Here is a 21,139-nt window from a genome sequence, read left to right as displayed (position 1 = left end):
CGCGCCACGGGCGCAGGGAGATACGCCCTATTTCTTCAGTACGCCGTTGGCCTTGTCTGCCGCCTCCTTCAAGGCGGCCTCCGGCTCGGCGCTGCCGAGATAGATCTTCTGCATGGCGTCGGAAGTGATCTGGGCGATTTCTTCCCAGCCCGGGATGACCGGCGCGAAGCGAGCGTCGGGCAACAGCGCGGTGAAGGCGGCGAGGTCGGCGTTGTTGACGTAATAGTCCATCTTCGCCTCTTCCTTGTTCACGGGCAGGAAGCCTTCGCCTTGCGTGAACTTGGCGCGCTGCTCCTTGGTGAACAGGAAGTCGAGCAGCTTCCAGGCCTCGTCCTTGTTCTTGGAGTTCTTGAACATGATTATGGAATCGGTGACGCCATAGGTGCCGCGCGCGCCGGTCGGCCCGGCCGGAATGGCGGCGACGCCGTATTTCAGGCTCGGCGCCTCTTCCTTGATCTGGTTGGAGAGGAATGGCGCGGTGATCATCATGCCGACCTTGCCCTGCTTGAACAGGTTCTGCACGTCCTCGCGGTTGTTGGAGGTCACGCCAGGCTCGGTCAGGCCCTCGTCGATCATCGACTTGTAAAGCTTGGCCGCTTCAAGCGCGCCCGGCGTGCTCAGGCCCGACGTGCCGTCCTTGTTGAGGATCTCGGTGCCGAATGACCACATCGCGTAGTAGTAATAGACGTCCGTCTCGATCTCCTTGCCTTGCAGGCCGTAGCCGAAGGCGCCGACCGCCTTGATCTTGCGCGCGTCCTCCTGCAACTCGGTCCAGGTTGCCGGCGGCTTGGCTATGCCGGCCTTCTCGAACAGCTCCTTGTTGTAATACATGGCACGCGCCGAGGCGGCGATCGGCAGGCCATAGGTATGGCCGTTCATGATCGAGGGCTGCAGGAACGTATCTATGAAGCGGTCCTTGAACTCGGGCTTGATGTAGCTGTCGAGCGGCTCGGCGACGTCTTGCTGCACGAAGTCGATCAGCCAGCGCGTGCCGATGATCGATAGATCGGCATTGGTGCCGGCAGTGATGTCGGTGGTCAGCTTCTGTAGGAGCACGTCCCACGGCACCACTTCATATTTGATGGTAATGCCGGGATTGGCCGCCTCGAACTCCTTCTTCACCTCTTCGAAATAGGGGCCGGTCTTGGCGCTGTATTCGGCGACGGTGACGCGCACCTCGCCCGCATCGGCCGGCGCGGCAAGCGCCAGCATGCTCATTCCGGCCAACAGGCCGACAGTCCATTTCGCAAGGCTCATCTGATCTCCTCCCATAATGCGCATTCGCGCCTGGCCGGTTGGCACAGGATTTATGTTACTTTCCTACATTATCGATGGTTTTCGGGGAAGCAAGCAGTTTATCATGTTGCTTAATTACATTTCGTTGGGTAGCGTTCTCCCTGTCGGAAGTGGCGAGGAGCACTGATCGTGGTGTCGCAAGGCGATTTCGAGGGCAAGACAATTGTCGTCACCGGCGCCGGCGGCGGTCTTGGCTCGGCGATCGTGGCGCTGATGGCCGAGCGCGGCGGCCGCATCGTCGGCTGCGACCAGTCGGCCGAGGCGCTGACCAGCCCGTACATCGCCTCGTGCCACGTTTTCAACCTGCTCGACCGCACCTCGATCGAAGCGGCGATCTCAAGCCTGCTCGACAAGGACGGCGTGCCGGATATCCTTGTCAACAATGCCGGCTGGACGCGCGCCGAGACGCTGAAAGCGTTGACGCCGGAGAGAATAGAACAGGAGCTCGACCTCAACCTCGCCGGCGTGATGAGTTTCGCCGATCCGCTGGTCAAGGCGATGGCCGCGCGCGGCTCGGGCAGCGTCGTCTTCATCTCCTCGGTCAACGCCATCGCGCATTTCGGCAATCCGGCCTATGCCGCCGCCAAGGCCGGCATCAACGCCTACGCCAAGTCGATCGCCGTCGAACTTGGCCGCAGCGGCGTGCGCGCCAACGTCGTCTGCCCTGGCTCGATCCGCACCGCCGCCTGGGATCATCGCCTGGCTAAGGATCCCGAGATCCTCGGCCGGCTGAAGCGGCTCTATCCGCTCGGCCGCATCGTGAATGCGTCGGAAGTGGCCGAGGCCGTGGCTTTCCTTGCCTCCGACCGCGCATCCGGCATAACGGGCGCCGTGGTGCCGGTGGACGCCGGACTGACAGCCGGCTACCTGCCTTTCATCGACGACATTTTGGGAGCGTGACCATGACCGATGTCCAGTTTCGCAACCTGTCGAAATCCTTCGGCCAGCATAAAATCCTCGAGGACATCAACCTCGAGATCAAAAGCGGCGAGTTCGTCGTGCTGGTTGGTCCGTCCGGCTGCGGTAAGTCCACGCTCCTGCGCATGCTGGCCGGGCTGGAGACGATCTCCGCCGGTGATCTCGTGATCGGCGGCACCCGTGCCAACGACCTGCCGCCGCAGAAGCGCAACATCGCCATGGTCTTCCAGTCCTATGCCCTGTTCCCGCATCTGAGGGCCGCCGACAATATCGGCTTCGGCCCGAAGATCCGCGGCGAGACGCGTGCCGCGATCGACGACAAGGTGAAGAAAGCGTCCGGCGTGCTCAACCTCTTCTCCTATCTCGACCGCTATCCCAGGCAGTTGTCCGGCGGCCAGCGTCAGCGCGTCGCCATGGGCCGCGCCATCGTGCGTGAGCCCTCCGTCTTTCTGTTCGATGAGCCGCTCTCCAATCTCGACGCGCAGTTGCGCGTGCAGATGCGCACCGAGATCAAGGCGCTGCACCAGCGGCTGAAATCGACCATCGTCTACGTCACCCACGACCAGATCGAGGCCATGACCATGGCCGACCGCATCGTCGTGATGGATCGTGGCCGCATCCAACAGGTCGGACAGCCGCTCGAACTCTACGACCGGCCGGCCAACAAGTTCGTCGCCGGCTTCATCGGCTCGCCGTCGATGAGTTTTGTTTCCGGCGCGCTGAAGACCGCCGACGCCAAGTCCTGGTTCGAGACCAAAGGCGGCGGCCGGCTGGCGCTTGCCGGCAAGACAGCGTCCGGCGGCGACACGGTCGAGGCGGGCATCCGCCCCGAGCATTTCATCATCGGCGCGCGTGACGATGCCATCGCCATCGACGTCGACGTGGTCGAGCCGACCGGCTCAGAGACCCATGTCTATGGCTCGATCGGCGACGACACGGTACGCGCCGTGTTCCACGACCGGCTGCAGGTGAAGCCGGGTGACCGGCTGCCAGTGAGCGTCGACCCGCGCAACATCCATCTCTTCGACAAGGCGACGGGCCTGCCGCTGTGAGATGAAAGGATGAAGACCCCGGCCGACATCATCACCCGCCTGCAACTGATGTCGCAGGACGGCACCAAATCGGACCGCCGGCTGGCCGGCTTGGTGCTTTCCGATCTCGATTTCGCCTCCAAGGCAGCGATTTCGGAGATTGCCGCGCGTGTCGGCGTCAGCGAGCCGACCGTCACCCGCTTCTGCCGCAATCTCGGCTGCGAGGGCCTGCGCGATTTCAAATTCTATTTGGCGCAGGCGATCGCCATCGGCGGTCAGTACCTGTCGCCGGAACCGCTCAGCCGCGACGCGCGGGAGCAGCGCATCGCTTCCGCCATTACCGAGGCAGCGGTCGCCGCCATCCAGCGCGCCAGCGAAAATCTCGACATGACCACGCTGATGGCTGTCGGCGCCCGCATCGCCGGTTCCGGCAATGTGCTGTGCATCGGCTCCGGCGGCATCTCCTCGATGATGGCGACGGAGATGCAAAATCGGCTGTTCCGGCTGGGCCTCTCGGCGCTCGCCCAGGTCGACGGCCAGTTACAGCGCATGTATGCGGCGGTCGCGACACCGGAGACGACGCTGGTCGCCTTCTCGGTCTCGGGCTATGCCCGCTCGGTCATCGAGGCGGTCGAGGTCGCGCAGCAATATGGGGCAGCCACCGTCGCCATCACCGCGCCCGATTCGGCTTTGGCCAAGGTCGCCGACACGGTTATCCAGCTGCAGTCTTTCGAGGACGGCAATATCTACAAGCCGACCTCGTCGCGCTACGCACTGCTTGCCATTCTCGACATGATCGCCACCACGGTGGCGGAATCGCGCGGGCCGAAGGTGCTGGAGAACCTGCGCCGCATCAAGCAGAGCGTGAACACGCTGAAGGTCGACGATCCGAAGCTGCCGCTGGGAGATTGAAGCGCCGGCGCTGAACTGCCGATCTCCCCCGAGTAGGAACCCAAGCGGGGGGAATGTCCGGCAGGACAGAGGCGGGCGCCGGCCCGCCCTGCCTCTCAAGTTTGGATTACCCGGAAAGCGCCTCGACGCGCTTCGCCAGCTCAGCCGCATCACCCCAGATCCGCAGCGTCTTAAGCCGGAACGTGCCTCCGGCCACCACCGAAACCGCCGATCCCGGCACGCCAAGCGCCTTCGCCACCATCCGCTCCAGCGCCGTATTGGCGGCGCCGTTCTCCGGCACCGCGCGCACACGCGCCTTGAGATGGCTGCGCCCGTCGGCGGCCATCTCAATGCCTTCGATCCGATCCACTGCCGCCTTCGGCGTCAGCCGCACGAAAAGGTCGATGCCGTCGTCGCGCGGACGGAACGGCGAGGCCATGGATCGGCCTTAAGCGACCCAGGAGAAGACGGTGGTGATCAAAAACTGGCGGATGAAGAAGATGATCAAAAGAAGAATGATCGGCGAGATGTCGATGCCGCCAAGATCGGGCATGTAGCGGCGGATCGGCCGCAGCGCCGGCTCGGTCAGACGGTAAAGCATATTGCCGACGGTGCCGACAAACTGGTTGCGCGAGTTGACGACGTTGAAGGCATAGAGCCAGGAAAAGATCGCCGAGGCGATGATGATCCACCAGTAGATATCAAGCGCCATGACGATGGTTTGAATAAGGGCGATCATGCCGGTCTCCAAATTGTCGCCGACATGTAGCCATTGCGCGCGGAACCGGCAAGGCCCGGCCGTTTCGGCGCTCGATGCCGGGCAGCCGTTTCGCCTTGACATCAAACCACCGCGACCGATACAAGCCGATCCGCTGGAACGGGGCTGTAGCTCAGCTGGGAGAGCGCATCGTTCGCAATGATGAGGTCAGGGGTTCGATCCCCCTCAGCTCCACCAGCCGAAAGCAGGGGCGGGCTCTGGGCCCGCCAGTCGCTCAATCATCCCAATCGTCCCAATTGTCTTCATCCTGCCGCGGATAGCCGGGGATGACGCGGACAATCGGCCGCTGGCGCTCGTAGCGCCAGTAATACTCGTCCGACGGCTGCGGCTCGTAGGTGCGATAGACCGGCCGGTAGTGCCGCTCGCGCTTCCAATGCTTGTGCTTCTTGTGCGGGCGCACGCAATAGCCGTCTTCCGTCAGGTACGCGCATGTCACATGCGCCTGCTGCACGAGGCCGTCTCCAGCCGGGATACCGATCATCGGCGCCGCCTGAACCGCGGGCGCCAGCGTCAGCATGGTGCCGGCAAGGGTAAGGACGGACAATTTCATCGACCTCTCCATCGTCTCGAATTGGGCGGCCGAAAGACCTTCGGATTCGGGACGATTTGCGGCGACCAGGATCACTTTTCTTTCCCGCCGCACATATGGGCGTCAGATCATGTTTCCACTCGCATCCTGCGTCCTGCGCGCGGCCTGCTCTGTTTCCAGGTCACGAATTGGCAACGAGAAGCCATCTTCCGCGTCATTGACACGAAACAGACGGGGCGCATTGGGTTGGGCGTCCCGCCGCCGACGTATCCGCCATCCCAACGGAGGAAGTATTAATGTCAGCGGTGGGAATCCTGCTCCATCTCGGCCGTGCCATCATCCATGCGCACAACAACGCCAAGGTCAGGAACTTGATGGACGCCTCGCCGCCCGAAACCCGCACAAACATGGGCCGGCAAGTTTCACCCGGCGCCTCCGAAAAAGAGCCCGGCGCCATTCATCCCGGCGGACGCTAAGGTAGCTCCAGGATAAGTGCCAACTGGAGGCTCCGCGTAGCCGGTATTGCCCGATCACCTGGAGACCGCCGTCGCTTTGCGATTGCGCTGTCGCGCATAGGCCACGCAGGCGTCCACCGTGCTGACGCAGAGCGCATCGATGCTGTTGGGCAAATTGTTGTCGCCGGCATAGGTCACTTCCGCGACACGGCCGCCGAGCATGCGGATCTGCGTGTTGCAATAGCCGCCGGGCGCGACGTTGACGGACCCTCCAACCGCGGAGATAGCGCCCAGGGCCATAGTCGGCACCGCGATGTTGAGATTGCCGCGCTGCACGCTGCGCTGATAGGTCCAGATCTGGCCGGAAGGTCCCACATCGGCGGTCGCGGTCGGAAAGCCGGCGCACATGCGAACATCGGCCTCGCTGAGGCCGACCATTTCCCGGCGGGCGGCCGCCGTGGTGGCATCCTCTTTCGCGACCCGCGACGTATCGTCGGGGATGACGCAGGACGACAGGATGGAGATGCCTGCCGCAACAAGGGCAAGTTTTCGAATGCGCAAAGATGTCATGCCGTCGGTCGGAGTTGCGTGCCGCCCCAGCGCCTCTTGGCTACCTAGGCAAGCGGGCAAGGGCGTCAACCCGTCGAGGTCCGCGAATTCCCGTCAAAGGCGAGGGCGCCTACCGCTCCATGCGCTCACGCTACGCGCAAATAGCTCGTCATGCCCGTCTTCTGGTGCTCGATGATGTGGCAGTGGAGCAGCCAGTCGCCGGGGTTGTCAGCGACAAAGCCCAGCTGCACCTTCTCGTCGGGCTGGATCAGATAGGTGTCGGAGATAAGCGGCTGGACCGCGCGCGTCGAGGACGACAGCACCTTGAAGCTCATGCCGTGCAGGTGGATCGGGTGCGCGTGCGGCGTCAGGTTTTCCATGTCGATGATGTAGCTTTGGCCGAGTTTCAGCTCGGCCAGCGGCGCGGTCGGGTCCAGCGTGTCGCCCGGCCACGGCACCTTGTTGATCGCCCAGAAACTATAGCCGAGCGACCCACAGATGCTGTCGGCCGCGACATTTTCGGCCGTGGCGCTCAGCGCCAGCGGAATGCGCCTCGCGGCGGCGACGTCCACCTCCGCCACCGGATTGGGCTCGAGCGGGCCGAGATCGCGAAGATCGCGCTTGAGCGATTGGCCGACCGCACGCAGTGTCGCCAGAACCTTTGGCTTCGTGCCCCTGACATCCCGCAGGCTGACGATCGCGCCTTCGTCGTCGGGCATGCGGATGGCAAGCTCCAGCCGTTGTCCGGGCCCGAGCTGCAGGGCGTCGGGCGCAAAGCGCTGCGGCACCGGATTGCCGTCGAGCGCGATGACGGCGGCCTCGGCGCCGTCGACGCGGAAGCCATAGATGCGCGTGACGTCGGTGATGGCGGCCCGCAGCCGCACCAGCCCGCCGGCCGGCGCGTCATATTGCGGCTGGTCGAGCCAGTTGGCCGTGCGCACCGTGCCATAGGTGCCGCTGCGCGCCGCATCGCGCGGCCGGAACTGCGCGATGAACTGGCCGTCATCGCCGAGGCGCCAGTCGCGCAGATTGAGCGCCACTTCGGCATCGAAGGCAGGATCGTTCGGGTTTTCCACCACGATGACGCCGGTCAGCCCATGGCCCATCTGTTCCAGCGTATTGCAATGCGGGTGATACCAGAAAGTGCCGGCGTCTGGCGGCGCGAAGGCGTAGTCGAAATGATCGCCCTGATACACATAGGGCTGGATCATGAACGGCACGCCGTCCATCTTGTTGGGAACGCGGATGCCATGCCAATGGATGGTCGTCGGGTCGTCGATGCCGTTGACGAGCCGCGCAGCGAATGGCTTGCCTTTCTTCATCCTGATGACCGGCGGCGGGCCGGCCTCGCCATAGGTCAGGACATTCTTCGTTGGCGCGCCGGCCATCAACTGCGCTGCAATGCCTGCCGTCTTCAAGATCAGCGGTTCGGGTTTCGCCGCCGCCCAACCGGCAAACTTGCCGGCGGTCGAGAGGCCGATGCCGGCCGCGCCGGCCGCCGCGGCGCCCTGCAGGAGTTTGCGGCGTGTGAGGACCGACATTGAGAATCCGAAATGGGTGAGTGGCGGCTTCAGGCTCTACCATCATTCGCGCACATTCCGAAACGGACAGATCGCCGCTCCCGAAAGCCAATCGAATGCCAGGCTGAATGCGGCAGGCCGTGGCCCTGATCAATCTCCGACGGCGGCGAAATGTCCGCCGCCGAAATCCTTGAGCACCAGTTTCGGCACGCTCTCCCCGATCCGCCGCGCCGAGCTTGGAATTTCGCGATCGAGACGGGCAAAGCGTGTCCGGCGCAATGACGGATCGGGAACAGGAACGGCCTCGATCAGCCGCCGCGTATAGGGATGGCGCGGATTGGAGAACACCTGGTCGCGACTGCCGATCTCGACGATCTGGCCGAGATACATGACGGCGACACGATCCGAGACGTTTTCGACCACCGCCATGTCGTGCGAGATGAACAGATAGGCGACGCCGAATTCGCGCTGCAGCTCCTTCAACAGATCGAGCACGCGCGCTTGCACCGAAACGTCGAGCGCCGAAACGCTCTCGTCGGCGATGATCAGCTTCGGCCTCAGCGCCAGCGCCCGCGCGATGCAGATGCGTTGGCGCTGGCCGCCCGAGAATTCATGCGGATAAAGTTCCATCTGCTCAGACGACAGACCGACCCGCTCGAACAGCGCTGCCACGCGTTGGCGCCGTTCTTCCTTCGAGCCGATGCCGTGGATCAGCAGCGGCTCCGCCACCAGCTCGCCGACGCGCATGCGCGGGTCGAGCGAGGCATAAGGGTCCTGGAAGACCATCTGCACGTCTCGTCGCACCGCCTTGCGCTCGTCGCGCCCGAGGCGGGACAATTCGCGTCCGCCGATCGTCACGCCGCCGCTATAAGGAACGAGGCCGGCCAGCGCCTTGGCGGTGGTCGACTTGCCGCAGCCGGATTCGCCGACCAGCGCCAGCGTCTCGTTCGGCGCGATCGAGAAGCTAATGCCTTCGACGGCATGCACCCTTCGGTTGACGCGGCCGAAGAAGCCACCGCGCAGGTCGAAGCGGACATGCAGGTCTTTCACGACCGCCACCTTGTCTTGCATTGCCGCCACGTCGGACTCGCCGGAAGCCCGGCGGCGCGCGCCGGAGCCGATGCGCGGAACGGCGGCAAGGAGCTCGCGCGTATACGCGGCTTGCGGCCTGGCAAAAATAGCCGATGTCGTCCCCTCTTCGACCATGCGGCCGTTGCGCATGACGATCACCCGATCGGCCATTTCGGCCACGACGCCCATGTCGTGGGTGATCAGGATCACGCTGGTGCCGTGCTGGCGCTGCAGGTCGCGCAGCAGTTCCAGCACCTCGCCCTGCACCGTCACGTCGAGCGCCGTCGTCGGCTCGTCGGCGATCAGCACTGCGGGTTCGAGCGCCAGCGCCATCGCGATCATCACCCGCTGGCGCATGCCGCCGGACAGCTCGTGCGGAAATTGTTTCAGCCGGCTTTCGGCCTCGGAGATGCGCACCGCCTTTAGCGCCGCGACCGCGCGCAGCTTGGCCTCCGTGTGGGATACACCGGTATGCGCCTCGATCGACTCGGTGAGCTGCCGGCCGATCGACAGCACCGGATTGAGCGAGGTCATCGGCTCCTGGAAGATCATGGCGATGCGGTCGCCACGAATGTCGCGCATGCGCCGTTCGTCGAGCACCGTCAGCTCGACGGCACTGCCATCCTTATCGCAAAGCCGGATCGTGCCGGCGGCGATGCGGCCGGCCGGCTGCGGCAGCAATTGCATGATTGCCAGCGCGGTCATCGACTTGCCGGAGCCGGACTCGCCGGCGATGCACAGCGTCTCGCCGCGTTTGAGAGACAGCGATAGGCCGGATACCACCTCGCGCTCGCCATCCTCGCCGCGCACGCTGACGCTGAGGCCGGCGATTTCCAGCACCGCCTCGCCGGCCAGCGCTGATGGAACTTCGCGAACGCTTTGCGTCATTGCTCTCCCCGAGCAAGTCGGAGCGCCGGTCCCCACCCGGACCTTTGGTCCGACCTCCCGACGAGGGGGAGGTAGGGCGCTGGCGTTTTACCCTCCCTCTTGTGGGAAGGGTCGCTGCGAAGCAGCGGGGCGGGGGTGGGGCGCCGACCTCTCATTCAAACACGCAGCGCGGGAAGTAGAACGACACCACCCAGTTCGGCATGTCGACGATCTCGCTGATCCTGAGATCGCCGCAGACCGAGACCAGCATATAGGCGTCGACCGGGTCGAGCTTGTATCGGCCGGCCAGCAGGTCGACCATCTGACTGACCGCCTGCTTGGCGCCGGTCATCAGCTCGGGCCCGATCCCGGTCGTCACCTCATAACCTTTGGCGTCGAGATGCCGCGTCACCGGGCCCGGCGTGGTGAAGCGCGGCGTCTTCAGCCGCGCGTCCTTCACCAGGTCGAGCTTGAGCACGACGTCCATCGGACTCTCGATCGCAGTGCCGCACACTTCGCCGTCGCCCTGCGCGGCATGCGTGTCGCCGACCGAAAACAGCGCGCCTGCCACTTCCACCGGCAGATAGAGAATGGTGCCGGCGGCAAGGTCCCTTATGTCGAGATTGCCGCCGACGCGCCGCGGCGGCACCACCGAATGGTGGCCCATCTCACCCGGCGCGTTGCCGATCGTGCCGGCAAACGGCTTCAGCGGCACGCGGCCGTGTCTGCCGAACAGCGCCGGCTCGAGCGAGCCGGCGTCATATTTCCAGATGTTGAGTGCCGGCTCCTTGAAGTCGTCGGCAAGCAGACCGAAGCCCGGAATGTTCGCCGTCCAGCCGAAGCCGGACGGCTTGAACATTTCGATCGTCACCTTCAGCGCGTCGCCGGGCTCGGCGCCCTCGACGAAGATCGGCCCGGTCACCGGGTTGATCATGCCGAAATCGAGATTGGCGATATCGCCGACGGTGCTGTCGGCCTTGAGCTGCCCGCCGGAAGAATCCAGGCACTGGAACTCGATCGTCGAGCCAGGTGCCACGCGCTCGGCCGGGGCAAAGGAATTGTCCCAGCCGAAGTGGTGATGGCGCCCGTGGATGGTGTAGTCGCAGTTACTGCACATCTTTCACATACACATTGTCGTAGTTGATCGGGATATGGACCGGGTCGACATAGAGATTGTCGGCGCCGCCCATGCGGGCCGACTTCAGCGTGAAGCGCTGCTCGTTGAAGACCGGCGCCCAGGGTGCGTCCTCCATGATCTTGTCGTAGATCGCGCTCCACATCTTCTCGCGATCCGCGGACTTTGCCGGATCGACGACCGAATCGGCCTCGGCAGCCTTGGCGTCGAGATCCTTGTTGCAGTACCACGCCCAATTCCAGCCGCCCGGCACCGCGCCGGCGCAGCCGAGGATCGGTCCGTAGAAGTTGGACGGATCCGGGAAATCGGCGATCCAGGCCATGCCGCCCGACCAGATCATCGGCGCGCCGGACTTATCGCCGCCGGCGGCAATCACGTTGGCCTGGGCGAGCGATTGGATGCTGGCCTTGATGCCGATGGCCGCCAGATCCTGCTGGATCGCCTGCGCGATACGCGGATTGGGGTCGGTGTTCATGGCGAACAACTGCGTTTCGAAGCCATCTGGGTGGCCGGCCTCGGCAAGCAGGGCCTTGGCCTTGGCGACGTCATAGGGGTAGCCCTTGAAAGCTTTGTCGTAGCCGGGCATCGACGGCGGCAGCGGCTGATTGGCCGGCACCGCGCGGTTGTTGATCATCTGAACGATGCGGTCCTTGTTGATCGCCATGTTCACCGCCTGGCGCACCTTCACATTGTCGAAGGGCGGCATGGTGGTGTTCATGGTGATGTAGCCGGTGTGCAATTGCCCGCCCACCACGACGCGGGCCTTCTGCTCCGGATCGTTCATCACCTCCTGGAACTTGGCCGGCGGAATGCCGTCGCCGGGCACGTCGATCTCGCCCTTCTGCAGGCGCAGCAGCGCCACGATCGGCTCCTGGCCGATCTCGAAGGTGATCTTGTCGAGATGCGGCAGGCCCTTGTGCCAGTAGTCGGGGTTGCGCTCGAAGACGATGCGCTGGCCGAGCGTCCATTCGGCAAGCTTGAAGGCGCCGGTGCCGACCGGATGCTTGCCGAAGTCGGCGCCGTATTTCTCGACCTCCTCCTTCGGCACCACATGCGAGAAATTGATCGCCATGACATGCAGGAAGGTGGCGTCCGGGCGGGTCAGCTCGAATTTGATCGTATAGGGATCGACCGCGGTGACGCCGGAGAGGCTGTTCGCTTTGCCGGCGGCGACCTCGTCATAGCCTTTGATCGAGCCGAAGAAGCCGGCGCCCGGGCTCTGCGTCTTCGGATTGGTGACGCGGTCGAGCGAGTATTTGACGTCGTCGGCCGTCATCTCCCGGCCATTGTGGAACTTCACGCCGTGGCGCAGCTTGAAGGTGAAGGTCTTGCCGTCCGGCGAGATCTCGTAGCTTTCGGCAAGGTCGGGCTTCAGCTTGGTGGTGCCGGGCTCATAGTCCATGAGGCCATCGAACAAGCTCTTGATCATCGACCAGTTCTGCCAGTCGTAGCCGATCGCCGGATCGAGCGTCGCGACATCGTCCTTGTAGGTGATGGTGATGGCGCCGCCCTGCTTGGCGTTAGGGTCGATCGCGTCGTCGGCGCGCGCGCTTGCCATGCCGAGCATCAGCGCAAGCGCCGAGGCCGCCACGGTGGATGCCAGAAATCGTCTCATGTCACTGTTCCCTTTCTCTGGTTGTTGCCTTGTTCATCTGAGTTTAATTCGGGGGTCGATGAAGGGCGCGATGACGTCGGCCAGCAGGTTGCCGAGCACGATGGCGAAGGCCGAGACCAGGGTGACGCCCATGATGATCGGGATGTCGACGCGCTGGATGGCCTGCCAGGCGAGCTGGCCGATGCCGGGCCAGCCGAAGACGCTTTCGACCACCACGATGCCGCCCATGAAGACGCCGATGTCGATGCCGATCATGGCGACCACCGGCAGGATGGCGTTGGGCAGCGCATGGCGGAACAGGATGGCGCCGCGCGCCAGGCCCTTGGCGCGGGCGGTGCGCATATAGTCCTGGCGCAGAACGTCGATCATCGACGAGCGCATCATGCGCGCATACCAGCCGGCGCCGAGTATGCCCATGGTCAGCGAGGGCAGCACAAGATGCCGCCAACTGCCGTAGCCGCCGATCGGGAACCAGCCGAGCCGGACGGCGAAGACATAGAGCAGGAGCAGGCCGACGACGAATTGCGGCGCCGAGACGCCGACGAAGGAGGCGACCATCAAGGTCTGATCGGTGGAGGTGCCGCGCTTGACGGCGGCGATCAGGCCCATGGTAAGGCCGATCGCGAGCTCGCACAGGATGGCGCCGACCATCAGAAGCAGGCTCGCCGGCAGCCGCGAGACGATGAGCTCGGTGACTTCCGAGCGCTGGATGTAGGAGCGGCCGAGATCGCCGCTGAGCAGCCTTGTGAGATAGTGCCAGTACTGGACGATGAAGGGCTGGTCGAGGCCGAGCTGCCTGCGGATGTTTTCAACCGTGTCGGGCGTCGCGCTGCGGCCGGCGATCTGGCGCACTGGATCAGCCGGCAGCAGATAGAGCAGCGCGAAGGTGATCAGCGAGACGCCGAGCAGGATGAGCAGCGACTGGATGAGACGTCGGCCGAGATAGGCGATCATGCCCGCCCCCTCTGCGTCGGGTCGAGGATGTCGCGCAGCGCGTCGCCGATCAGGTTGAAGGCAAGCGCAAGCGCCAGGATCGCGGCGCCGGGGAAGAACACCAGCCAGGGCGCCGCCTGGAAATAGGTCTGGTTCTCGAAGATGATGTTGCCCCAGGAGGCCGTCGGCGGCTGCACGCCGATGCCGAGATAGCTGAGCGTGGCTTCGAGCAGCACCGTGGTCGAGATGCCGAGCGTGCCCCAGACGATGATGGTCGGCAGCAGATGCGGTAGGATATGGCGCAACAGGATGCGCGGCGCGCTCGCCCCTATCGTGCGCTCGGCATCGATGAACTCGCGCTCCGACAGCGACGAGGTTTCGGTGTAGATGACGCGCGCGGTCTGCACCCAGTTGACCAGCGCGATCACCATGGCAACGATCCAAAGGCTCGGCTCGAACACCGCCGCCAGGCAGATGGCGAGAAGCAGTGCCGGGAAGGCCATCATCAGGTCGGTGAAGCGCATCAGCGCGCTGCCGATCCAGCCGCGGAAATAACCGGCCGTGACGCCGACCAGCGTACCGATCAGAAGCGCCACGCCGTTGGCGACGATGCCGATGATCAGCGAGGTGCGGGCGCCGAACAGGATGCGGGTCAACAGGTCGCGGCCGAGCAGGTCGGTGCCCAGCCAGAACTTGGCGTTCGGCGGCAAGGGCGAACCTTCCAGCGTCAGTCCGTCGAACATCTGCTCGTTGGGATCGTAGCCGGTCAGCCATGGCGCCAGGATGGCGCCAGCAAGCACGATGGCGACGATGAAGAGTCCGAGCAGCGCCAGCGGCCGCTTGAGCAGCCGGCGCCAGACGCCGGCGCGCGGCTTGACCGGCATTTGGCCCGGCGCCGGGAGATCAGGCGCGATGGGATTGGTCACCGCCATCCTCGTTTTCCGTCATCGCCACGATCCGCCGGGCCGCTTCCTCGACGCTGATCTGCCAGCTCATCGCCAGCGACCGCAACTGCGCATAGGCGCGATCGTCGTCGCTGCCTTTCGACAGCGCCGCGACCGCGCGCACGATGGTCTGGCGCTCGCCGACGCGCTGGCGCAGCGACGCGATCTCGTCGGCCAGCCGTTTCCCCGCCTCGAAGCTTTGCCGGGCGATCAGCAGCGCGCTGTACACGCCCGCATTGCCGACCGGTTTCAACAATTGCGCGTCGGCTTTTTGCGACAGCGCCCATTCGATGCGGCCCGGCGCTTCCGAACCGATCAGCGCCACCAGGGGCATCGGCGCCTCGCCCGGCTGCCACGGGAACTGCTCGTCGAAGCCGAGATCGGCGTCGAAGAAGACGAAATCCGCGGCAAGCGCCTCTGCCGGCAATTGCGGCCAGCATTCGACCGCCTCAAGGCCGATCGCCGACAGCTGCCTGGTGATCGCCTGCACCGTCGCGTGCGGGCGATGCAGCACGAAAGCCCGCGCGCCGCCAAGATTGGGGATGCGTGCGGACCGGCTCACGACACCACCCTGAGCCGCGGACGGCCGAAGGTCTTCGCCGGGTCGTAACGCGACAGATAGGGATCGGGCGCCACCTCTTCCTCGCGGCTGACGACCTCGAAAAATCCATCGGCGATGCGCCCGATGATCACCGGCAGGGTTGCATGCTGCGTGTGCGGATCGATTGCGATAGGCCCCAGGCGCGTCGTGAAGCGGCGCCCGGCGAAGGCTTTTGAGAACGCCGCCGGGCCGGCGTCGGGATCGCCGGAGAGCACGTCCGCCATCACTTGCACCGATGCATAGGCGGACGCCTCGAAGGACGAGGCGAAGGCAGCCGGGCGCGGCGCGAAATAGGGTCCGGCCGACAAATGGCCCCTGCCCGTTTCGCCGATCGCCGGCAACTCGCCCTCGGTGAGATTGCAGGATATGACCGGGCAGGCATCGGCCTTGAAGGCCGCATTCTCGCGTCCCAAGTCGCGATATGCCGCCAGGAAGGCATAGGACGAGGTGCCGATGAGGTTGTTGAGGATGAAATTCGGCCGCGTGGCGCGGATTTCATCGATCAGGCGCGAAACGTCGGTTTCGCCGATGCGCAGGTAGCGCTCGCCGAGCACCTTGCCCGCAGCGTCGGCGATCAGGTCGCGCGCGACGCGGTTCATCTCCCAGCCCCAGATATAGTTCGAGCCGAGCAGGAAGCCGTTGGCGCCGAAACGCGGCGCGACATGAGCCATCAGCGGAACCAGATGCTGGTTCGGGCAGGCATGCATGTAGACGACATGCTCGTTGGCCTCGAACCCCTCATAGGGGCAGGCATACCAGAGCATGCCGCCCGCCTTCTCCAGCACAGGGATCGTCTCCTTGCGGCTCCAGGAGGTAATGCAGCCGATCACGTGGCGGGCGCTGCTGGTCCGGAAGATATCCTCGCAAAGCGTGGCGTAGCGGTCGGCATTGCTTTGCGGATCGCGTTCGACCGGCACCAGCTCGATCTCGCAGCTTCGGTCGGCATTGATGTCGGCGATCGCCCGCATCGCGCCCGTACGGCACGCGTCCGAGACGAGCTGGTAGCTGCCGGATCGCGAATAGAGGACGCCGATCTCGATACGCCGTTTCAAGCAATGCCCCAAAAATGAAAAAGCCCCGCAGCCGCCGCCGACAGGCGAGGCATACGAGGCATTCTTGCCGTCCGGCGACCGAGGCCGATATGTTCGCAGCTACCCTATTCCCTACCGCCCGCCAGTCAAGGCTCAAAGTTGCATGGCGCGGCGGGGCATCTAATCGCGCAGGCTGAAGACGAAAGGCGCGGTGCGGGTGACGTGGGCGCCGAGTTCGGCCGGCGGCGCCGGCACCGACGCGCCCTGCAACACGCCGAGCGCGGCGCGATCGAGATCCGGATCGCCCGAGGATTGCGCCAGCCGGGCAGAGACCACCCTGCCGGAGACGTCTACCGTGAAGGTTACGGTAGGCGTGCCCTCGACGCGCCTGGAGCGCGCCGCGCTCGGATACCGGATATTCCGCCTGATCCATGCCGCCAAGCTGGAATTCCAGCGCGACGGGCTGACGCTCGATCGCGACACCGACTCGGAGGATTGCGGCGCGGCGGCTTTCGCGCCTGCGTTGGCATCGATGCTGGCCATCGTCACGGCCTTTGGCGGCGCGGCCTTTGCCCTTTTCCTCTGGTTCGGCTTTTCGACCGGCTTCTTTTCCGCTTTTTTCCTCGCCTCGACGGGTTGGCTTGCCTTCGGCTGCGCCTCGACAGGCTTTGGCTGCGGCAGCGGAACGGAGCCGTCGGGAGTAACTGTCTCGACTGGGTCGGGCACGACCTCGTCTAGCGGCGGCCGCTCGCTGAGCGCAGCTGCTGTCTCCGCCGGTTCGGCCTCCTCCGCCTTGTCGGAATCGACCGGCGGCTCGGCGACCGGCTCGACCCTTTTCATGACCGGCGCCGGATCGATCACCGGCTTCACTTCGCTGACCGCCGGCGCCTCCTTGATTGCATCGGGCGGCTCCGGCGTGACCGTGTCCAGCATGGCCGCCTCTTCCGGCACGCCAGGCGTCGTCGGCAGCGGCGCCATCTCGACTGCCAGCGCCGGCGGCGGGCCGCCGTCCGGCACCTCGGTAAAGCTCAGATTCTGCACCGCATAAGCGACCGCGACATGCGCGGCGAAAATAACCGTGGCCGCGCTTGCCCACAGACCGGCTTCGCGGAAGCCGAAGCGTGGCTGGGTGGACAAGGCGGCGATCGCTTGCGTCATTGCGCCGCGCTTCCGCTTGTCGCCGGCGCGGAGGTGGCGCCCGTGGCCGCAGCCCCGGTGCCGGACGCCGTCTCCAGCCCGACCAGCGCGATCTTGAGGTAGCCCGCAGCTCGCAGCAGGTTCATTACCTCCATCAGCTCGCCATAGCCCACCGTCTTGTCGGCGCGCAGGAAGATGCGCGTCTGCTTGTCGCCCTTGGTGCGGCTGTGGAGCACGGTGGCGAAGCTCGGTCGCGGCACAGCCTCATTGCCGATCGCCAGAGATAGATCGCTTTTCAGCGTCAGGAACAGCGGTGTCTCCGGCCGTGGCGCCGGCGTCGCCGTCGACCCGGGCAGGTCGACATTGACGTCGACGGTCGCAAGCGGAGCCGCGACCATGAAGATGATCAAAAGCACCAGGATGACGTCGATGAACGGGGTGACGTTGATCTCGTGGCTTTCCTCGAGATCGTCGCCGGCCGTCTCGCGAATCCGCGCCGCCATTGGCCGCTCACTCCGCTGCCAACGCGGTTGCCGGCGGCACAGTGCGAAAATCGAGGTCGCGGCTGACCAGCCGCTCGACGCCTGCCGAGGCGTCGGCGAGGATCTGCCTGTAGCCGGCTATCGATCGCGCGAAGACGTTGTAGATCACCACCGCCGGGATCGCAGCCACCAGACCCATTGCCGTGGCGAGCAGGGCTTCGGCGATGCCCGGCGCCACCACCGCAAGATTGGTGGTCTGCGCCTGCGAGATGCCGATGAAGGCGTTCATGATGCCCCAGACGGTGCCGAACAGGCCGACGAAGGGCGCCGTGGAGCCGATGGTGGCGAGTAGGCCGGTGCCGCGCGACATGCGCCGGGACGCTGCCGCCTCGATGCGCGACAGCCGCGAGGTGACGCGCTCCTTCAGGCCGTCGCCCGAGATGTGATCCAACGCGCCGGCCGAGAGCGCGCGCTCTTCCTCCGCCGCCCGCACCAGCAGCGCGCCCGGGCCACCGCTGTGGCCGAGCGCGCGGCCGGCCTGCATCAGCGTCGCGGCATTGCCGATCGCGTTCGCCGCGCGCCGCGCCTTGAGCTTGCCGCCGAGGATCTCCAGCGACTTGGCGAGCCAGATCGTCCAGGTGACCAGAGAAGCGAAAGAAAGTCCGACCATCACCGCCTTCACCACGATGTCGGCGTTCATGAACATGCCCCAGGGCGACAGGTCATGCGGCAGCGTCAGAGCAATGGCGGAAGGCTCTTCGCCCCCAGCAGTGCTCGGCGCCGGCTGAACGCGCGGTTCGGTCGGTGCGGCAGCGGTTGGTGCCTCCGTCGCCGGGGGCTGTGCCGCGGCCGGGGCCTGAGCTGCCTGCACGGCTGCCGGAGCTGTCATGGGCTGCTGAGCGGGCGCTTGTGCGGCCGGTGCCGCGGGTGCCGGCTGCTCCTGCGCCAGCGCGACGTCGGGAAGAAAGGAGCCGGCCGCAAGAATGGCGAACGCGGCCAGCACCACAAAAAGACTGTTCCGGGACAAGGCTAGTCCTCGCTTCATCATTGCACGCCAATGCCGTCTGACTAGAAAACATGAGTAGCGAGTCAACTATTAAGATGTCCATCACCATCAAATATCCGGGTCGCGCGCCGGTAGCCGGGGACGCCGTGAGGTCTGGACTGCGACGCCGTCGCTGGGCCACCATGTCAGCCACAACCGAGGCAGCAGGCGATGATCAAGGCGACCCCGTTCGACTTCCCCTATGACGGAAGGCTGGTGCCGCAAGACACCGCCCTGCTCGTGATCGACCTGCAGGCGGATTTCCTGTCGCCGACAGGCTATTTCGCCAGGAAAGGCTATGACCCTTCGCCGCTGCGGGCCATTCTGCCGACGGTGAATCGGCTGATTGCGGCCGCGCGCGCCGCCGGCCTCGCAATCGTCCATACGAGGCAAGGCTACCGCGCCGACATGGCCGATATGACGGCTTACGAAAGATGGCGCCGCAAGCAGGCGGGACTGGACGGCACCGATATCCTGCTGCGCTCCAGCCCAGGCTTCCAGATCGTCGCCGACATAGAAGTCAGGCCCGAGGACATCATTGTCGACAAGACCTGTAACGGCGCCTTCACCTATACGGATCTGGAACTGGTGCTGAGGGCGCGCGGCATCACCCATCTGATGTTCACCGGCTGCACGACCGATGTCTGCGTTCACACGACGCTGCGCGAGGCCTGCGACCGCAATTTCCAATGCCTGACGATTGCGGACGCCTGCGCCAGCGGCGACGGCCGGGCGCACGAAGCCGCGCTGCATATGGTGACGGTCGAGGACGGCGTCTTCGGCGCGCTGGCGAGCTCGGAGGCGGTCATCGCCGCGCTGTCGCGGATCGCAGAAGAACGGGATTGATATCGGGATTTCGGGATCGCAGAATCCGCCGGTCACAAATCTTTTTGCGTGCACCGTTCCGTTCCCGGCATCGCTTTCGTCTTCACGGTTAGCCGCCGCCGCCAGGACAGACGGAGCCAAGCCATGTCGACCGCAGTGACCTTGATCAATGTCTTCACTATGTCCCGTCTTGATGAAACCGGCAGCCGCAGCGGCCGGTCTCACCTCGCTCCGCGATTTCACCGAAGGTGTGCCCCGGTGAACGAGCGCGACGCGAACGTTCCTGGCGCCAGGGTGTCGGCGTCGCACCGAGCCAGCGAATTCGCGATCAGCGTGACCGTCTCGCGATCCGCGCGATCTCGCTGGGACGGTCGATACCGCCGATCATGAATTCCTCGATGCCTAGCGCGGCATAGGGCAACAGCGAGAGCGCAAGCCGCGCCGGCGGCCCCGCGACCTCGACCGCCTTGTGGTCGGAGGCGCCGGACCAGCCTTCGGGGCGAATGCGGACGGGAAGCGCGAAGCGCAATCTGCCGGCGCGGCCGTGCTCGGCTGCAGCGCCGCGCACACGCTGCATCAGCTGCGCGACTTCGTCCGGCGAGCCGGCCGCCAGCTCGAATATATCGGCATGCCGGCCGGCGACCTTCAGCGCGGTGCCGGACTGGCCGCCGAGCCGGATGGTGAGGTCGCCGCCATGCGGGCCCTTGCGCGGCACGTAACCGCCTTTGACGCTGTAGAAGGCGCCTTCATGGTCGAAGGGCTCGTCGTTCGACCACAGCCGCTTCATCAGCACAAGATATTCGTCGATGCGCTGCCACACCACGCTGTGGCCGACCGGCCGCGCCTCGGCATCACTGTCCTGGAGCGGCTCGCTCAGCATCCTGAGCGACAGGCGGCCGCCGCCTCTCAAGTCGAGCGCCGCGAGCTGCCTTGCCGCCACGGTCGGCTCGACCACGCCGGCCCAGTGCGTCAGCACCACTTCCAGCGCCGGGGTGCGGTCGAGCGTCTGCGCGGCGATGTCCATGTTGGCGAGCAGGCCGGCCGGATCGTCGATCACCAGCTTGCGGAACCCCGCATCCTCGATCAGCGACAGCTTGGTCGCCGTCTCGGCGAAATCGTAGAAGAAGCTGCCATTCGCAGGCTTACCGGGAACATGCGTGAACTCGATCGGCATTGCCATCTCCTCCGTCACGTTGGCTTGCCCCGCTCCACCTCGAACAATCCAATGCGCGCAGGCGCGCCGACGCGCCTGGCGCTCGGCCAGTTATCTTCTCCGGTTACTCCAACTCAGATTTTTGGACGGCGGGGCCGTAGGCCCCGGCTCTGTCAGGGGATGATCCCAAGCACCACCGCGCCGGTGAACACGAATGCCAGCGCGAAAACGAGATAGGCGAAGGTTCCGCCATAGGCGGGCCTCCAGCTCTGGTCGGCGGTCAGCCTCTGGCCCTTGCGCTGAGCATTCTGCATGTAGGTCATGGTCGAACCT

Annotated in this window: 23 protein-coding genes and 1 tRNA gene; 6 read left to right on the top strand and 18 right to left on the bottom strand. The window is 65.2% G+C overall.

Going from position 1 to position 21,139, the window contains the following annotated elements; translation table 11 throughout:
* Positions 1–27: 27 nt before the first annotated feature.
* On the bottom strand, positions 28–1,257 hold the full coding sequence (locus tag A9K66_RS10105; RefSeq protein ID WP_067002159.1) for a sugar ABC transporter substrate-binding protein: 1,230 nt from the start codon (positions 1,255–1,257) through the stop codon (positions 28–30).
* Positions 1,258–1,425: 168 nt separating this feature from the next.
* Here A9K66_RS10105 and A9K66_RS10100 point away from each other — a divergent pair, with 168 nt between their 5' ends.
* Genes A9K66_RS10100 through A9K66_RS10090 form a run of 3 tightly spaced genes read left to right on the top strand, consistent with a single transcriptional unit; the run spans position 1,426 to position 4,157 of the window.
* Complete coding sequence (locus A9K66_RS10100; RefSeq protein WP_067323110.1) at positions 1,426–2,196, top strand: SDR family oxidoreductase; 771 nt, start codon at positions 1,426–1,428, stop codon at positions 2,194–2,196.
* A 2-nt stretch (positions 2,197–2,198) separates the two neighbouring features.
* Positions 2,199–3,266 (top strand): sn-glycerol-3-phosphate ABC transporter ATP-binding protein UgpC, encoded by a 1,068-nt coding sequence (gene ugpC, locus A9K66_RS10095; RefSeq protein ID WP_067323107.1) that lies wholly within the window; start codon positions 2,199–2,201, stop codon positions 3,264–3,266.
* 9 nt (positions 3,267–3,275) lie between these two features.
* Positions 3,276–4,157 carry a MurR/RpiR family transcriptional regulator gene (locus A9K66_RS10090; RefSeq protein WP_067001412.1) on the top strand — a complete coding sequence of 294 codons (882 nt, stop codon included), beginning with the start codon at positions 3,276–3,278 and terminating at the stop codon, positions 4,155–4,157.
* Between the two features lie 106 nt (positions 4,158–4,263).
* Here the strand turns inward: A9K66_RS10090 and A9K66_RS10085 are convergent, their stop codons facing one another.
* Together A9K66_RS10085 and A9K66_RS10080 are read right to left on the bottom strand one after the other, a co-directional pair.
* Positions 4,264–4,575, bottom strand: a complete 312-nt coding sequence (locus A9K66_RS10085) for a DUF167 family protein (RefSeq protein ID WP_067323104.1) — start codon at positions 4,573–4,575, stop codon at positions 4,264–4,266.
* 9 nt (positions 4,576–4,584) lie between these two features.
* Entirely contained in the window at positions 4,585–4,875 is a 291-nt protein-coding gene (locus tag A9K66_RS10080; protein ID WP_067002157.1) for a YggT family protein, read from the bottom strand.
* Between the two features lie 140 nt (positions 4,876–5,015).
* Between A9K66_RS10080 and A9K66_RS10075 the strand changes: the two genes are divergently transcribed.
* A tRNA-Ala gene (locus tag A9K66_RS10075) sits at positions 5,016–5,091 on the top strand.
* Positions 5,092–5,128: 37 nt separating this feature from the next.
* Here A9K66_RS10075 and A9K66_RS10070 read toward each other — a convergent pair.
* Complete coding sequence (locus A9K66_RS10070; RefSeq protein WP_156751053.1) at positions 5,129–5,464, bottom strand: hypothetical protein; 336 nt, start codon at positions 5,462–5,464, stop codon at positions 5,129–5,131.
* A 275-nt stretch (positions 5,465–5,739) separates the two neighbouring features.
* On the opposite strand from A9K66_RS10070, the gene A9K66_RS10065 reads away from it, so the two are divergent.
* Entirely contained in the window at positions 5,740–5,919 is a 180-nt protein-coding gene (locus A9K66_RS10065; protein WP_067323098.1) for a hypothetical protein, read from the top strand.
* Positions 5,920–5,973: 54 nt separating this feature from the next.
* On the opposite strand, the gene A9K66_RS10060 is transcribed toward A9K66_RS10065, so the two are convergent.
* The 12 genes from A9K66_RS10060 to exbB all read right to left on the bottom strand — a co-directional run bounded on the left by A9K66_RS10060 (position 5,974) and on the right by exbB (position 18,810).
* On the bottom strand, positions 5,974–6,468 hold the full coding sequence (locus A9K66_RS10060; protein ID WP_067323095.1) for a hypothetical protein: 495 nt from the start codon (positions 6,466–6,468) through the stop codon (positions 5,974–5,976).
* Between the two features lie 125 nt (positions 6,469–6,593).
* The gene (locus A9K66_RS10055; protein WP_067323093.1) at positions 6,594–7,988 is read right to left on the bottom strand and encodes a multicopper oxidase family protein; all 1,395 of its coding nucleotides are present in this window, start codon (positions 7,986–7,988) and stop codon (positions 6,594–6,596) included.
* 129 nt (positions 7,989–8,117) lie between these two features.
* On the bottom strand, positions 8,118–9,926 hold the full coding sequence (locus A9K66_RS10050) for an ABC transporter ATP-binding protein (protein ID WP_067323090.1): 1,809 nt from the start codon (positions 9,924–9,926) through the stop codon (positions 8,118–8,120).
* A 151-nt stretch (positions 9,927–10,077) separates the two neighbouring features.
* Positions 10,078–11,022, bottom strand: coding sequence for an acetamidase/formamidase family protein (locus tag A9K66_RS10045; protein WP_067323087.1), 945 nt, complete (start codon positions 11,020–11,022; stop codon positions 10,078–10,080).
* Entirely contained in the window at positions 11,012–12,655 is a 1,644-nt protein-coding gene (locus tag A9K66_RS10040; RefSeq protein ID WP_067323083.1) for an ABC transporter substrate-binding protein, read from the bottom strand. Before A9K66_RS10040 ends, A9K66_RS10045 begins: the two co-directional genes overlap by 11 nt.
* Before the next feature lie 33 nt (positions 12,656–12,688).
* Positions 12,689–13,609, bottom strand: a complete 921-nt coding sequence (locus tag A9K66_RS10035; protein ID WP_067323079.1) for an ABC transporter permease — start codon at positions 13,607–13,609, stop codon at positions 12,689–12,691.
* Positions 13,606–14,472, bottom strand: coding sequence for an ABC transporter permease (locus tag A9K66_RS10030; protein ID WP_176478976.1), 867 nt, complete (start codon positions 14,470–14,472; stop codon positions 13,606–13,608). Before A9K66_RS10030 ends, A9K66_RS10035 begins: the two co-directional genes overlap by 4 nt.
* Before the next feature lie 19 nt (positions 14,473–14,491).
* Entirely contained in the window at positions 14,492–15,094 is a 603-nt protein-coding gene (locus tag A9K66_RS10025; protein ID WP_066998217.1) for an ANTAR domain-containing protein, read from the bottom strand.
* Positions 15,091–16,185: a transporter substrate-binding protein gene (locus tag A9K66_RS10020; protein WP_067323076.1), complete on the bottom strand. Its 1,095-nt coding sequence runs from the start codon at positions 16,183–16,185 to the stop codon at positions 15,091–15,093. The genes A9K66_RS10025 and A9K66_RS10020 overlap by 4 nt, the downstream gene beginning before the upstream one ends.
* Before the next feature lie 159 nt (positions 16,186–16,344).
* The gene (locus tag A9K66_RS10015; RefSeq protein WP_067323072.1) at positions 16,345–17,322 is read right to left on the bottom strand and encodes an energy transducer TonB; all 978 of its coding nucleotides are present in this window, start codon (positions 17,320–17,322) and stop codon (positions 16,345–16,347) included.
* Positions 17,319–17,804, bottom strand: a complete 486-nt coding sequence (gene exbD, locus A9K66_RS10010; protein WP_067323069.1) for a TonB system transport protein ExbD — start codon at positions 17,802–17,804, stop codon at positions 17,319–17,321. Before exbD ends, A9K66_RS10015 begins: the two co-directional genes overlap by 4 nt.
* Before the next feature lie 7 nt (positions 17,805–17,811).
* Positions 17,812–18,810 carry a tonB-system energizer ExbB gene (exbB, locus tag A9K66_RS10005; protein ID WP_067323067.1) on the bottom strand — a complete coding sequence of 333 codons (999 nt, stop codon included), beginning with the start codon at positions 18,808–18,810 and terminating at the stop codon, positions 17,812–17,814.
* 189 nt (positions 18,811–18,999) lie between these two features.
* Between exbB and A9K66_RS10000 the strand changes: the two genes are divergently transcribed.
* Complete coding sequence (locus A9K66_RS10000; protein ID WP_067323064.1) at positions 19,000–19,674, top strand: isochorismatase family cysteine hydrolase; 675 nt, start codon at positions 19,000–19,002, stop codon at positions 19,672–19,674.
* Between the two features lie 307 nt (positions 19,675–19,981).
* On the opposite strand, the gene A9K66_RS09995 is transcribed toward A9K66_RS10000, so the two are convergent.
* Positions 19,982–20,827, bottom strand: a complete 846-nt coding sequence (locus A9K66_RS09995; protein WP_245307479.1) for an LLM class flavin-dependent oxidoreductase — start codon at positions 20,825–20,827, stop codon at positions 19,982–19,984.
* Between the two features lie 152 nt (positions 20,828–20,979).
* Positions 20,980–21,129 carry a hypothetical protein gene (locus tag A9K66_RS29365; protein ID WP_082953811.1) on the bottom strand — a complete coding sequence of 50 codons (150 nt, stop codon included), beginning with the start codon at positions 21,127–21,129 and terminating at the stop codon, positions 20,980–20,982.
* Positions 21,130–21,139 lie beyond the last annotated feature (10 nt).

Source organism: Mesorhizobium sp. AA23 (assembly GCF_001672435.1).
Classification (GTDB): Bacteria; Pseudomonadota; Alphaproteobacteria; order Rhizobiales; family Rhizobiaceae; genus Mesorhizobium.
The sequence above is the reverse complement of the archived record's forward strand: the minus strand, read 5'-3'. Positions and strand labels throughout refer to the sequence as shown.